At 35.2% G+C, this 14,491-nt stretch carries 8 protein-coding genes and 1 pseudogene; 3 read left to right on the top strand and 6 right to left on the bottom strand.

Annotated elements, in window-relative coordinates; translation table 11 throughout:
• The first annotated feature begins 9 nt into the window (after positions 1 to 9).
• Positions 10 to 1,608, top strand: coding sequence for a tyrosinase family protein (locus ACUSJC_RS13065; RefSeq protein WP_449270011.1), 1,599 nt, complete (start codon positions 10 to 12; stop codon positions 1,606 to 1,608).
• Between the two features lie 53 nt (positions 1,609 to 1,661).
• On the opposite strand, the gene ACUSJC_RS13060 is transcribed toward ACUSJC_RS13065, so the two are convergent.
• The 3 genes from ACUSJC_RS13060 to ACUSJC_RS13050 all read right to left on the bottom strand — a co-directional run bounded on the left by ACUSJC_RS13060 (position 1,662) and on the right by ACUSJC_RS13050 (position 4,478).
• Positions 1,662 to 2,183, bottom strand: a complete 522-nt coding sequence (locus tag ACUSJC_RS13060) for a DUF4136 domain-containing protein (protein WP_449270010.1) — start codon at positions 2,181 to 2,183, stop codon at positions 1,662 to 1,664.
• 69 nt (positions 2,184 to 2,252) lie between these two features.
• Positions 2,253 to 4,238, bottom strand: coding sequence for a urocanate hydratase (locus tag ACUSJC_RS13055; protein WP_449270009.1), 1,986 nt, complete (start codon positions 4,236 to 4,238; stop codon positions 2,253 to 2,255).
• Between the two features lie 63 nt (positions 4,239 to 4,301).
• Complete coding sequence (locus ACUSJC_RS13050; protein ID WP_449270008.1) at positions 4,302 to 4,478, bottom strand: DUF5522 domain-containing protein; 177 nt, start codon at positions 4,476 to 4,478, stop codon at positions 4,302 to 4,304.
• A gap of 27 nt (positions 4,479 to 4,505) precedes the next feature.
• On the opposite strand from ACUSJC_RS13050, the gene ACUSJC_RS13045 reads away from it, so the two are divergent.
• On the top strand, positions 4,506 to 4,832 hold the full coding sequence (locus ACUSJC_RS13045; protein WP_449270007.1) for a hypothetical protein: 327 nt from the start codon (positions 4,506 to 4,508) through the stop codon (positions 4,830 to 4,832).
• Here ACUSJC_RS13045 and ACUSJC_RS13040 read toward each other — a convergent pair whose 3' ends face one another.
• Positions 4,833 to 6,479, bottom strand: a complete 1,647-nt coding sequence (locus ACUSJC_RS13040) for a hypothetical protein (protein WP_449270006.1) — start codon at positions 6,477 to 6,479, stop codon at positions 4,833 to 4,835. It lies immediately after the preceding gene.
• 253 nt (positions 6,480 to 6,732) lie between these two features.
• Positions 6,733 to 11,361, bottom strand: a complete 4,629-nt coding sequence (locus tag ACUSJC_RS13035; RefSeq protein ID WP_449270005.1) for a GEVED domain-containing protein — start codon at positions 11,359 to 11,361, stop codon at positions 6,733 to 6,735.
• A 314-nt stretch (positions 11,362 to 11,675) separates the two neighbouring features.
• On the opposite strand from ACUSJC_RS13035, the gene ACUSJC_RS13030 reads away from it, so the two are divergent.
• The gene (locus ACUSJC_RS13030; RefSeq protein ID WP_449270004.1) at positions 11,676 to 13,502 is read left to right on the top strand and encodes a T9SS type A sorting domain-containing protein; all 1,827 of its coding nucleotides are present in this window, start codon (positions 11,676 to 11,678) and stop codon (positions 13,500 to 13,502) included.
• 365 nt (positions 13,503 to 13,867) lie between these two features.
• Here the strand turns inward: ACUSJC_RS13030 and ACUSJC_RS13025 are convergent.
• Positions 13,868 to 14,491, bottom strand: a pseudogene (locus tag ACUSJC_RS13025) (hypothetical protein); the annotation flags it as partial.

Raw genomic sequence — 14,491 nt, 5'->3', positions numbered from 1 at the left:
ACTTTTTACATGATGAAAACAAACAATCAATTAAAAGTTCGAGTTTCAATTATCGAACTTCAGGATGCTTATACAAAAGGTGATAAAAAGCCTTTAGAAGATTTAATGAGAGCTTGGAAAGGGATTAAAGAATTACCGCCAAATAATCCTAATTCTTTTTTTATGTTGGGTGGATTTCACGGAGAGCCTTTTAGAGGCGCCGGCTGGGGAAATAGCGCGTACTGGGGAGGATATTGTAATCACGGTAACGTACTTTTTCCAACATGGCATAGAGTGTATTTGTATAAATTAGAGCTTGCTCTTCAAAGTATTCCTGGCTGTCAGGATGTAATGTTGCCGTATTGGGATGAAACAAATGAAGAGTCTTTAAAAAATGGAATTCCATGGGCTTTAACAGAAGAGTTTTTTACTTTAGACGGAGTTCAAATTCCTAATCCTTTGCGTTCTTTTATTTTTCCTCAGAATATTACAGATAATATTAATGGAGATAATCCTAATTACTCAAAACCTTATGGTTATGAAACGGTAAGATATCCGCTTTCGGGATTAGTAGGGACAGAAGCAGACAGAAAAGCAACAGCCGCTCATAATGCTCAGTTTCCCGATTATGCTAAAAATGTTAGTTTGTTAAATGCTAATATTGTTAATTGGCTTAATGATGAAATTATCATTGATGGAGAGAATACTAAAGCAGGTCAAGTATTAAAAAAGTATCAGGATTGTTTAGAGGCACCAAATTACACGGTTTTCTCGAATACAACATCCTCTGCTGAATGGAATAGTAAAATAGGAAATACCTATACAACACCTTTGGAATCACCACATAATAGTGTTCACCTAGCCGTAGGAGGGTTTGATGTTCCTAATCAAGGGGATTTTTCTCAAATTCCGGGAGCTAATGGTGATATGGGAGAAAATGATACTGCAGGATTAGATCCTATTTTTTACTTCCATCATTGCAATGTTGACAGAATGTTTTGGGTGTGGCAAAAAAAACATGGCTATACAGACTATTTGGATATCATACCAGAGTATCCGGGGACAAATACTGTAGATAGCCAAGGACCAACTCCGGGAATGGCTCCTAATTCATGGTTAACTTTAGAGAGTCCGTTAAATCCTTTTAAGAAAGAAGATGGGAAATCATTCAGCTCATTAGATTGTATTAACATTGAAAAACAATTAGGATTTACGTATAGCATTGGGTCGTTAGATTCTGTTGAGGTTGAAAAACTAAGAACGTTAAAAGCGGTTGATAATTCTAAACTTATTAAAGTGTCCAATATCAACAGAGCTCCTATTAGAGGTTCTTTTCTGATTTCAGCTTTTGCGGTTGTAGACGGAGAGAAAAAACACATAGGAACAGAAGCTGTTTTGAATAGATGGGATACAAAATATTGTGCCAACTGTCAGACACATTTAGAAGTAAAAGCTTTCTTTAAACTTCCTGTGTCAGTAGAAAATACTCTTAAGAGTTTAAAGAATACTTCTGAACAAATTCATGTAGAAATTAAAGGACGTGATGGATTGTTGTCGGGGAATGAAAATAATAAGTTGCTTAAGAGTGATGGTAAACCAGCAATAAATTTGAAAGTAGAGGTTATTTAATTCATTAAAAAAAGGTAGGTTAAAAATAGCCTACCTTTTTCTTTTCTTATAAATTATTTCTTTATTGTTGGAGGATACTGAGCTAATATCTTGCTTACAAATTCTTTAATTCTTTCCTCTTTTTTCTCTGTATTCGTAGTTAAATAACCTGTTCCTTCTCCTTGCCAAACTAACTCTTTAGTTCTGGCATCAATGATATCAATAAACAGTGTTCCTTCCGGAGTAGTAGAAACAGTAGAATAATTAGCTCCCCAATAAGGATTCCATCCCCAGCCAAAACCATAATTTTGATAAACGTCAACACGTTCTCTTTCTTTAGTAAAAATACTAATCAAAACATCGGGTTGGTCTGATTTTGAGAAACCTTTGCTACTCATTACATCATCAATAGCATATAGGATTCTTTTTTTGTCTAAATCAGAAATTTCAGCTTTATCGACACCACTTTTTAAATAGGCATACGTTTTGTATGAATCAAAATTTGCTTTTTTGTCGTAATCCGCATTGACTCTAACGGAACTACAAGAAGCTAGAGTAGCGATAAACAGAATAGTTAATACTTTAATTGTTTTCATAATTCATAACTTTTTTATTTTGGGCAAACTGCAATTGCAATCAATTGATCTACAATTACAATTATAAATTTACAAAATAGTTTCGTCAACTATATTAGGGATGGTAACTTTTAACAAAGGTTGCGTTTCCATAGCTCTTTTTATAGCAAAAACAGCACCTTCGTTTCGGGCCCAACTTCTTCTTGCAATTCCGTTGTTTACATCCCAGAAAAGCATTGATTGTAAGCGTCTTGATGCTTCTGTAGTTCCATCAAGAAGCATGCCAAATCCACCGTTGATTACTTCGCCCCAGCCAACACCACCACCATTGTGAATGGATACCCAGGTAGCTCCTCGGAAACTATCGCCAATAACGTTGTGAATTGCCATATCGGCTGTAAAACGAGAACCATCATATATATTTGAAGTTTCGCGATACGGTGAGTCAGTCCCTGAAACGTCATGATGGTCACGCCCTAAAACCACTGGTCCGATCTCGCCTTTAGCAATAGCTTGATTGAAAGCTTCTGCGATTTTGATTCGTCCTTCGGCATCGGCATATAAAATACGTGCTTGTGAACCTACTACTAATTTATTTTGTTGGGCTCCTTTAATCCATTGGATATTATCAGCCATTTGTTGCTGAATTTCTTCTGGTGAATTTTTCTTCATTTCTTCTAATACTGCGCAAGCAATATTATCTGTTTTTTGTAAATCTTCCGGATCATTTGATGTACAAACCCAACGGAATGGTCCAAATCCATAATCGAAACACATTGGTCCCATAATATCTTGAACGTATGAAGGATATTTGAATTCTCTACCTAATGTTGGATTAGGATTCATAACATCTGCACCTGCACGAGAAGCTTCCAGTAAAAAGGCATTTCCGTAGTCGAAGAAATATGTCCCTTTTGCGGTGTGTTTATTGATAGCATCGGCGTGACGACGCAAGGTTTTTTGAACTTCTGCTTTAAATTGTTCCGGATTGTTAGCCATCATTTCATTGGCAGCTTCAAACGAAATACCAACAGGATAGTAGCCACCAGCCCAAGGATTGTGTAATGAAGTCTGGTCAGAACCTAAATCGATATGAAGATTTTCTTGGTCAAATTTTTCCCAAACATCAACCACATTTCCTAGGTAAGCAATAGAAACAATTTCTTTGTTTTCTAAAGCTTTTTTAGTTCTTACAACTAATTCATCAATGTTTTCAATTACTTCATAAATCCAACCTTGTTCATGACGAATTTTAGTGATTTTCGGATTTACTTCGGCACAAACTGTAACGCAGCCTGCAATAGTTCCTGCTTTTGGTTGTGCACCACTCATTCCTCCTAAGCCGGAAGTTACAAATAAGCTTCCGCTTGGACTTCTCTTGATTTTTCTGAATCCGTTTAAAACGGTAATGGTTGTTCCGTGAACAATTCCTTGTGGACCAATATACATATAACTTCCGGCAGTCATTTGTCCGTATTGTGTAATACCGAGCGCATTGAATTTTTCCCAATCGTCCGGTTTGGAATAATTAGGAATCATCATACCATTGGTAACTACTACTCTTGGAGCCTCTTTATGCGAAGGAAATAAGCCCATAGGATGCCCGGAATACATAACCAAAGTTTGCTCATCGGTCATCTCGGCTAAGTATTTCATGGTTAGTCGATATTGTGCCCAGTTTTGGAACACAGCTCCGTTACCACCATACGTAATTAATTCGTGTGGATGTTGAGCTACAGCATAATCCAAATTGTTTTGAATCATTAACATGATTGCTTTAGCTTGTGTGCATTTTCCAGGATATTCGTTTATGTTACGCGCTTTCATTTCATAATCAGGACGAAGGCGATACATATAAATACGGCCGTATTTTTCTAATTCATCTTTAAATTCAGGAAGTAATGTAGCGTGATGGTGAGGTTCAAAATAGCGTAATGCATTTTTTAGCGCTAATTTTTTTTCTTCCTCGTTTAGTATTTCTTTACGCTTGGGTGCGTGATTGATTTGTGTTTCGTATACTTTAGGTTGTGGTAAAATAGAAGGAATGCCTTCTAAAATTTGTTCTTGAAATGTCATTTTGTTTTTGTTTTTTCTTAAGGTGTTCAGGCTTAAGCGTGTATTATTTGGTTTTGACTTGTTTTATTTTTTGATAGTTCCTGTCTTTTTATCATATCCGTAAGGACAATGGCGGCAACCGCTTTTACAACAGTATCCCCTTTTGAGGTGGTATTTTTCGGTGAAGCATTTATATCCTTCAGGAGTATAATAGAAGTCTTCACCTTCTTTTAAAGTATTTGGGTCGATTTTTGTATTCATAATTACAAATTTAGCAACTTTGCAGTTATGATTGTAATCGTATTTAGATATTTACTGCCAAAGCGGTTTAGAGGACTTACTCTTTTCCCATTTATTATTTTGGTTAATGAAAAGGATAGAGGTGATGCCGTTTTGTTAAATCATGAGAAGATTCACATCAGACAGCAGTTGGAAATGCTGGTGTTACCGTTCTTTATTTGGTATGGTATTGAATATTTAATCTTATTATTGAAATATAAAGATCGATTTTTAGCGTACAGAAATATTTCTTTTGAGCGAGAAGCTTATACTAAAGAAAAAGACCTCGACTATTTAAAGAAGAGGTCTTTCTGTAGATTCTTAATTTATATTTAGTTATTTTTTTGATTTTTTATCTGGGTTAGTAGCAGGAGTTCCCTCACTATATTTCCCATTGCCTAAAAATACTTTTCCGGCATTAGGACCTGTAGGTACAACATCTCCAGGAGCTATGTGGTCTTCTGGATTGTATTTGTAAACAACATGGTCAGCAGGCCATTGAAATATTGTTCTACCGTCATTTGGTTGATTTTTAGCTTTAGCAGCTAAAGGCTCTTTGTCTGATTTTAAGTAAGCAGGACCGGGAGCTTGAGGAAATCTACCTTCACCATAATTAGTTTTTGGCTTAAGAACTAATTGATATTGTAATTTTCCAGAGTGAGCGCCTCCGTTTAACTCTAATAACTCAACCGAATTTTTGGTTTGTGACATAATAGTTACACCATTGAAATAAGGCATTCCTACCGGAGTACAAATAACTCTTATGGGATTTTCATCATCTACTACAATAATATCTGCTAAAATTGGATCTAATTTTATTGTTGCTTTTCCATTTTTTATTTCCACTGTTCCGTAATCTTGGTACCAGTATTCAGGAGATTCAGGACATGTTAAAGTAATACGACCATGATCTTCAGTTGGGATGATTTCTGATACAGAACCCGTCCCGGTTATTTTTCGAGCTGTACTTCCGTTGGTTGTTCCTCCTACATAAGCATAAGCGTATCGTACGGTGTTGTATTGGTAACCTGCAAAAAAACCTCCGAAACTTAAGTTAGCATCTGTATAAGCAGAAGACATAGTGCCAATAGCATCTTGATTTCTTGAATTAGCAGTAGCTTGAACACCTACAGAAGTACCTGGGTTTCCAGATGTGGTTCCTCTGTTATTATATGCTCTAATAGCGGCTTGTGTTCCGCCAAGAGAACTGTTAGTAACATTTAGCTGGTGGTAAGAAGCAGGAGGATTATATGTGCCAGAACCGTTTTGGGTATAATTATAGCTGGCAATCCATACGTCAGAGTAGGCAATATTTGCAGCTACATCTGCCGCACCAGTAGATTGCGCATATACACTAGTATATCCAGAGGCAGGGTTATTTGCATATACGCCAGCACCAGATAAGGTTTGTGTTGGAGAACCTAAGGTGATGTTAGATTCATACCCTAAAATTCCTCCTACATTTGAAGAATGACCATAGATGGCATCGTCTGTACCTCCATTGACTTCAAGCTTGTATGAAGCTGGAGGAGCTGTATTTATACCAACATTACCAGTATTTCCGATTCTAACTCTATCGTTATTATTAGTTCTTAATCTTAATTCAACGTTATCTGTAGTTCCAAGAAAGTTGGTCCCGGGTGTTGTGCCTGAATTTCCTGTTAATGACCAATCGTTGTTAGATGTAGCAGTAGCCATTCTAACCCAGATAGTCCCATTCCAGTAGTAATAACCTGGAGTTACATCAGCAACTGTTGCAGTATTGTAAACAATTGTACCGGCAGGAAGCGCACCTCCTTGAGGGTTTACAACAGGGGTAGAAGTTGTAGTGTTAGCTAAAGCAATTTGTGGAGCTAAGAAACCATTTGTTGTAGAATTTACTTCTAAAGCTCCTCTTGGAGTTGTTGTTCCGACTCCGACCTGAGCTTCCATACTATAAATAGTTGATAAGCTAATGATTAGCGTGGTTAATAGTTTTTTCATAGTGTTGAGTGTTAAATTTAAGTTTTGTTAACATTTCATTAACATAAAAATCGATATGTCGTATAAAAATGCCGTTAAAAGTATAAAATAATTTTATTATCCCTATAATTTTGTGAATAAAAAGTTAAAAAAAACACTTTAAAATAATGGGTAATATGTCAAGTATTTGTAAAATAGAATGTTATTGTTTGGGTGTAAAAAACAAAGACTGCTTAAAAAGCAGTCTTTTATTACAAGTATGTTTTTAATTAGTCTAAAAAATTACTTTTTTGTTTATACTAACTCCGTTTTCAAGTTCGATTTGAAGTAGAAGAGTTGTATTGCTTTTTAGTAATGAATCAAAAACCACTTTTGAATCATTTATATCATTTTTATCTTCTATCAATCGTCCAAGTACATCAAAAACTTTTACAGACTTAATTTTAAAATTATTAGATTGTAATTTTAGTTGCTCTTGAGTAATTGTCCAGACATTGTTGTTAGCATCTGATATAGCTTCAGTGCTTAAAGTACTATTGTTGGTATTAGTGTAACGTAATACAAATCTATTATCATAAGTTCCTACGGCTGCATTAAAAGAATAAGGAGCAGCTCTTAAATCATGAATAATATTGTTTGCTAAATCCTCTAAATAAATATCTTGAGATTCTTCAAATAGTCCATCTAAGGTTCCAATAGCAATGGAATATATTCCGTCTTCAGGAATGGTAATTCCTAAAGGTACTTGATCGTTATTGTTAAAAGGTAATGATCTTCCTTGAATAGACATTTTTTCGTTTTCAATTAGAGAGAATAAGTTTAATGCTAATTTTCTATCCGTAATAGCATCATATAATCTATCTTCGCCATCGGTAGCCCCATCGACATATCCTATAAGGGTTCTTACAGAAGCATTGTTTGGAGAAACTAAGTCGAGCCAAATTCTATTTTTATTAGTAGTTGATCTAGTATTTGAAGTTCTGAAGAACTCACCATTATTATAAGAGTGATCTCTCATATTGTTATTAAAGGTTATATTTTGAGAAGAAGCTCCTGTGTCGTTCATTAAAACAAAGAACCCTTGACCGGCAGCAATATAACCATTAAATATGCCAGGTCCTGATGAAGTACCTGTGATATTATATGTTAAATAATCACCTGGGGTATAATTATAAACATAGCTATCATAGAATGGGTCTGCTATGGCAGAAGAAGGTAAAGTACCATGAGTCCATAATTTTATGAATCCAGCAATGTTTGTGTTATCGGTTAAAAAATTAATAGCATTAACTGCTGAAGGATAAGGATTTCCAACTAAATTCCAATTGTCGTCATCTTTGGTGGCTAATGTACATGTTGTACAAGTAGTATAATCAGCACCAGTATATGAGCCTCTTGATATAAGAGTGGTCAATGTACCGTTGTTTGGGGTTCCTGTAAATGTAGCTGTGAAATTTTGTAAAGAACTAGTGTAATTATTAGGTCCTCTTACAATATATCCTTTCCCTATAACCATATTTTCTGTTCCTGAAACCCAGTTTCCGAAGCCATTAAGGTTGGTAGTAATAGTAGGATTCCATTTATAGATATAGCCTAAAGTATTTGGGGAAATAGCACTAGAAGTAAAGGATGTAACGGGAGAAGACCAGTAAACGTAGTCTAATTTACGAATGTTTACGCCTCTATCCATTTGCATAGTTCCTGATCCTAGATTAGCGATATCGTTAACCTGTACCAAGCTGGCAGCATTGTCTAAAACTAAATTGCCGGTAGTATTTATGTTAACCCAGTCTGTTATAGTTACTGCATTGTTAGAGTTTACTGTTAAAGCAGCGTTGTTGAGAATGCTCATATTAAGTCCTAAACCGTTATATCCGCTACCAGAGATTATAGGGTCGTTAGATGTGTCAGGAATGACAACGCAGTCAAGAGCTGTTGGTTTCCCTGTAGGAGTCCAGTTGTTATCATTGTTCCAATCAGTACTAACAGAACCATTCCATACTTTTGACCCGTTAACGGTTACAGTTGTTTCGTCTACTTCGGTAATTGTTCTTCCATCACAAAGAGTATAAGTTATTTCCGCGGTATAAGTAGTTGTAACTGTTGGGCAAACGTTTAAGATGTCAGTTGTGCCTATCACAGGCCCAGAAACACCTGATCCTTCATGCCAAGTTAAAGAAGCGATTGAATTTCCATTGGGAACAAAACGCCATGCTTCATTAGCTGTGACCCAATCAGTGTCTAAACCATTTCTTGCTGGAGCTACCGATGCTAGGGTTCCGGTAGCGTTCTGTATTCCAACTACAGCATTATTATCGTTCCAATCATCCGGATCAATTGGCTTATTTTTAATGTATACTTCAATTACATTTGAATTTTCATATAAAACCATCATTCCGGTATAAATTTTTGAATTATCGCCAAATAAAGGAACGTTATACCAAGATGCAACTAAAGCTCTACAGCCAGAAGGTAATGTAATTAATTCCCATCCAACTTCGCCTCCAACTCCAGGGTCTATATCGTGAAATACTCCAAAAATAGCATTTTCAACCAAAGCAGTATCACCTGCAACAGGTAAATTAGCGTCAAATGACCAGCTACATGTTCCACCAGCTGTATTATTTATAGTGTCGAATGTAATAACTCCATTTGAGCCAATTAAACATTGTGTGTAAGTGTTTCCATAGAAACAAAAGTTGAATGGTAAGTTAACAGTTGGTGACCAAACATCATCTACATTAACACTTACCGGGTTTGCTAAATTGTTAAATGCAAATGGAGGATTATATGCTATAGGTTCAACTATGTAACTAGTGGTGTCTCCTAAATCTAAATAGGTAGCTTCTAAATCTACACATGTTGATGTATCAGAACAATTAAAAGGACTAGGGTCGGCACCGCTTAAGCCTAAACCGCCAGATACAACATTTGGACAACCTGTAGCAACATCACTTACTTCCATTGTTGTAAAAACTCCAATAGCAGAGGTTGCTACTTGTCCACTGTTAGTACAAGTAACTACTAATTGCCATTGAACTTCCCCGCTAGCAGGAGCTGTAGCATTATAATTGGCATAAGAGCTTGTAGCGCTTCCTGCGTTGATCCATGTAGTTCCTCCATTAATACTATATTGCCACTGATATGTTAATCCAGTAGCCAGAGAATAACCTGTTGCAGATACTGTATAACTAGCTCCAGGCCAATCTGTGTTAGGGTTGGTTGTTACTGTGCCTGCTGTAGGTGTGCCAGTACAAGGAGATAAAGTGCACGCTCCTCCATACGATACAGCAAGTGAAAAACCAGAATAGTTTGAAGAGCTATCAGAATAAAATTGAACAGTAAGTGTTTGTCCGGCCGTTCCGGTATAATTTATAGAACCTGTTCCAGAGTAAGAGGCTAATAGTGTCCCTCCTGTACCTGTACCATTATAAATTCGAATATAGTCATATCCGCTTTCAGTTGTATAACTTCCACTAATATTGATTATTCCGGCTGCGCCAGCTTGTAATACGGTATAGCCGCTAGAGCTATTAGCATAATTCCCAGAAGGCCCTCCGTTGTCATATAATAATGTGTTAGTTCCACAAGATAGAGAGTTGTTTCCGGTTGCTGGGACATTTATTGAAGATACTGAAGTAAATGTTGCAGTAGTAGAAGTTGCTGTTTGACTGCTACCAGTACAAGTGATAATTAATTGCCAAGTAACAGTTGTTCCTGCAGAGGGAGCAGTTGCAGTATAATTAGAATACGAACTGGTAGTTGTTCCTTCATTAGTCCAACTAGATCCGCCATCTGTACTGTATTGCCATTGGTAGGTTAGTCCTGAAGCATTGGTAAAACCACTTGCAGAAACAGTATAACTAGAACCCGGGGCTCCGTTTGTTGGAGAGGTTGTGGTGGTGCCTGCTGTAGGTGTGCCACTGCAAGAAGGTAAAGCTAATACAGTAAGTTTATAATCTTCAGCTTCACCATATGAAATACTAGTACAAGGATCAGGATTGTTATTGTTCCACCAGCCTCTTATTCTCATTCTATAGTCACCAGCTGCTTGTCCTCCGGGAATTGTAAAACTACCTGAATGTCCTGTGTCTGTAGAGGTAGAAGCAAAAACTTTTTCGGTTGTAGCAAATGTTCCGTCGTTGTTCCAATCTACCCAGATATTAAAGCCATGGCTTCCGCCATTGTAAGTTTCTGTAAAATTTAAAGAAGAACCAGGATATTGACTAGTAGAATGTGTTGTATAAAAATCACCATACCCAGTACCTGATAAACCGCCACTATTATTATTGATATTTGTAACACCGCCGGTAGTTGTAAAACTTGATATGTAATCGCTAGTATTTGTTGAAGATGGTGTACAATAACCAGAAGCTGCACTACCTGTTACGCATATGCTATTCAGTCTCATATTGTTGTCACCTCCGACATTTAAAACTTTGATATAATATATACCATTACTTAAAGTTTGTGTAATAGTTTCTGTTTGTGCACTATTATTAGCGGTATCGTCGTTAGCACAAGCAATTTGTGTCAATCCGGTACAAGCAGATGTAGATGAGATTAATTGTAGAAAAAGATTTCTATTATTAGATTCTGCTGTGATAGTAATATCTAAAGGTCCGCCTGTAATGGTAAAAGTATACCAGCCTTCTCTTCTAAAAGTGCCAATAGAGCAGCCTGTTGCTGTTGGTGTGTTTTGGGTTGCGTCTGTAATGTTAGCTGTTGAGCTAGTGATACATGCTCCGTTTATAGTGATAGATGTTGCTGTGTCACATGTAGTGCCTTGTGAAAATAAATTATTTGTTAAGGAGAAAAAAATAAAAAAAAGCATTAACAAAAAGTTAACTTTTTCTTTTTGAGCAAAAGATTTTCTAGTGCTATCTAGTAGCTTCTTTTTCATGGTTTTATAGTTAAAGAGGTTGATTGAATTTTTTACAAATGTATTTTTTTTTGTTTAAAATCAAACAAAATATTGTTTAATTGTTAGCAAAAAGATAATGTATTAATTGTTTTTTTTTACTAAATTTATATTTATAGTTAAATTATCTGTTTTTTTGTTTTTTTTAGATTTTGTATCTGGAATATTTTTAAGAAAAATACTATTATGTTTTTTCTTCTTGAGTTATTTTATCAATAGAAAAGATATTTTTGTCGATAATTTTATGGTTATAAAGTATTTAATTTTACATTTGTAGTTGATAAAGTATTAAAATTATGAGAAAGATTCTACTTGCTTTGGTGCTATTAACTGGATTTGGAATCCAAGCACAACTTTATGTGGGAACCGGAGGTTATGTTTATTCAAATGATCAATTCATTTATGTGACGCAATCGGTTGAATTGAATACAGGAGGGAATGTTTATTTAAGAAATCAGTCCCAGTTATTGCAAGGAACTTCAGGGTTAGGACAAAATTCGGGTTTAGGTTCTTTGTCTGTGTTTCAAGAAGGAACGAGTGATAATTTTAGATATAACTATTGGTGTTCTCCTGTAGGTGTACCTAGTTCAAGTCTTGGAAATACTAATTTTGGTATTGCTTTGTTGAATAGGCCTACGGGTTTAACAACTAGTACTGTAGCTAACGTTTTGCCTTACAATTCTTATGACGGAGTTGCGTCGACTTTGTCTATCGCACAACGTTGGATATATACTTTTACTACATCTAATGCTTATGCGCAATGGAATTATATTGGTTCAGCATCAACAATAGCTCCTGGTTTGGGTTTTACGATGAAAGGGACTTCAGGTACAGACAGTACTATTGCAGATGCAAATGATGGGATAGTAAACAATCCCGGAAGTGCTCAACGTTATGATTTTAGAGGTAAACCAAATGATGGTAATATTTCAAGTTTAGTTTCTTCAGGAAATTTGACGTTAGTAGGGAATCCTTATCCGAGTGCAATAGATTTGAATTCTTTTCTGTTGGATAATAATGCGGTAATTGATGGTACAGCATTATTCTGGGAGCAAAGCTCTACTACTCACTATGTAACAGATTATGATGGAGGTTATGGTGTTTATACTCCGGGAGTGGGGTACACTCCTGCAGCTTTTTGGAATTATAGCGGAGCGGGGGAATATGAAACAAATTTAGGAACTAATGGAACTTCAGCAGAAAGAAGATTTGCTCCGGTTGGACAAGGCTTTATGGTTAGAGGGGTAACAAATGGTTCTGTAATGATGAAAAATTCGTATAGAGTTTTTAGAAAAGAAGGATCGACTAATCAATCTCAATTTGCTAGAACAGTTTCTCCTAATCATAGTTTAGGTGGTGAGAGCGAATATTTTGAAGCAATTCCTAATGTCGCTAATATTGACTATACAACTATAAAGAAAGGGTATGTTCCGCAGTTGAAAGTAACTACAGTGTATAATAATAATGTTGTTAGTGTTTCTACTTTAGGATTCGATGAAAATGCGACAGATGGTTTTGATTATGGTTTTGATGGGCGTTCAGCTTCGGAATCTAGTCCTATTGGATTTTATTATGTTGTAGATCAAATGCCTTATGAATATATTATTGATGTAGTTGATTTTGATGTTAATAAGAGAATACCTGTAGGTTTTAGAAATAATGTGCAAACCAACTTTAAAGTAAAGGTTACAGATGCATTGTATGGATTTGATGAGAATCAAAAAGTGTATATTTATGACAAACAGACAGGGATTTATTTTGATGTAAAAGATAATTTCTTTGAGATTGATTTGCCTGCTGGAGATAATAGATCTCGTTTTGAGATTACGTTTAAAAATACAAATGAAGTTGTTTTGGCTACTAATGAGTTGGTAGCGGAAAGCTTTGAAGTATATCAAAATAATAAAGTAGCAATGTTAACTGTCTTAAATACATCTAAAAAAGAAGTTAGTTTATTGGATTTGTATGATGTAACGGGTAAGAAAGTTGTTTCTAAAGAGAATTTAGGGGAAAATGATAGAATAGAGGTTTCAACATCTGGTTTGGCAGATGGTGTTTATATCGTTAAGTTGAAAACTGCTGATGGATTAGAAGTAAGTAAGAAAGTCTCTATCATGAGATAACAAAAAATAAAAATTCTTTATAAAAGAAGTCCTTGTTTACAACGACTTCTTTTTTTGTACCTGTTTTTTTATTGTTTAAAGCAATTATGATTGAAAATGAATTAGATGTGCTCTCTAGAATAAAGAATCTAATCTTAAAAAGATAGTCATTTAGCTCAGGAATTAATAAAATATGATTTGTGTAGGTAGCATTATTTTGAATGATGATTACTCTTTAATTTTTAAAGAGGGTTTATATTGGTTTTTGAGTGAAATGGAATCTTCTTTTTTTAGGTTCTATCATTGATACAATTAAAGTAAAGCAAAAAAAAGAGGCTGTATTTACAGCTTCTTTTTATAGTATGAATATTTTTTACAATGTTTCTTTAGAAAATCACTTTCTTAGTAACGGTTGAATTATCATCCAGAATAACTTTAATTACAATTGTAGAATTCGTTTTAGTGATAGAATCAACAGTTGTTGATTTTTCGGTGTAGTTTTTATTGAAAAGTATTTTGCCTAAAACATCGTATATTACAATTTCTTTGATATTGTTAATAGAAGAATCAAATTGTAGCAGATTTCCTGATGGGTAAATTTTCACTGCGTTTTCAGAAGAAGAAAAAGTCTGATTGTTTAAAACATCATTAGAAGTATATCTTAAGTTAAATCTATTGTCAATTACTCCCGCAGCATCAACAGTAAAACTATAAGGAGTACTTCTTAAATCGTGTGTTATTCCTAAGTTTAGATCTTCTAAATAGATATTTTGGTTTGCGTCAGAAAATATTCCGTCTACAGCATTAATAGCTATAGTGTAAATACCTGTCTGATCTGCTTTTAAACCAATAGGAACGATGTCGCTTTGATCGAAAGTTCTTCCCTGTATAGAAAGTCTTTGATTGTTGCATAATGAATATATTTCAAAATTTGTTTTAACACCTAAAGCCATGGCATCATATAATCTGTCAATAGAATTTGTGGCTTCTAAATCATATCCGATTAGAGC

This window comes from Flavobacterium sp. U410 (assembly GCF_053570605.1).
This window is presented reverse-complemented; position numbering and strand designations above follow the sequence as displayed.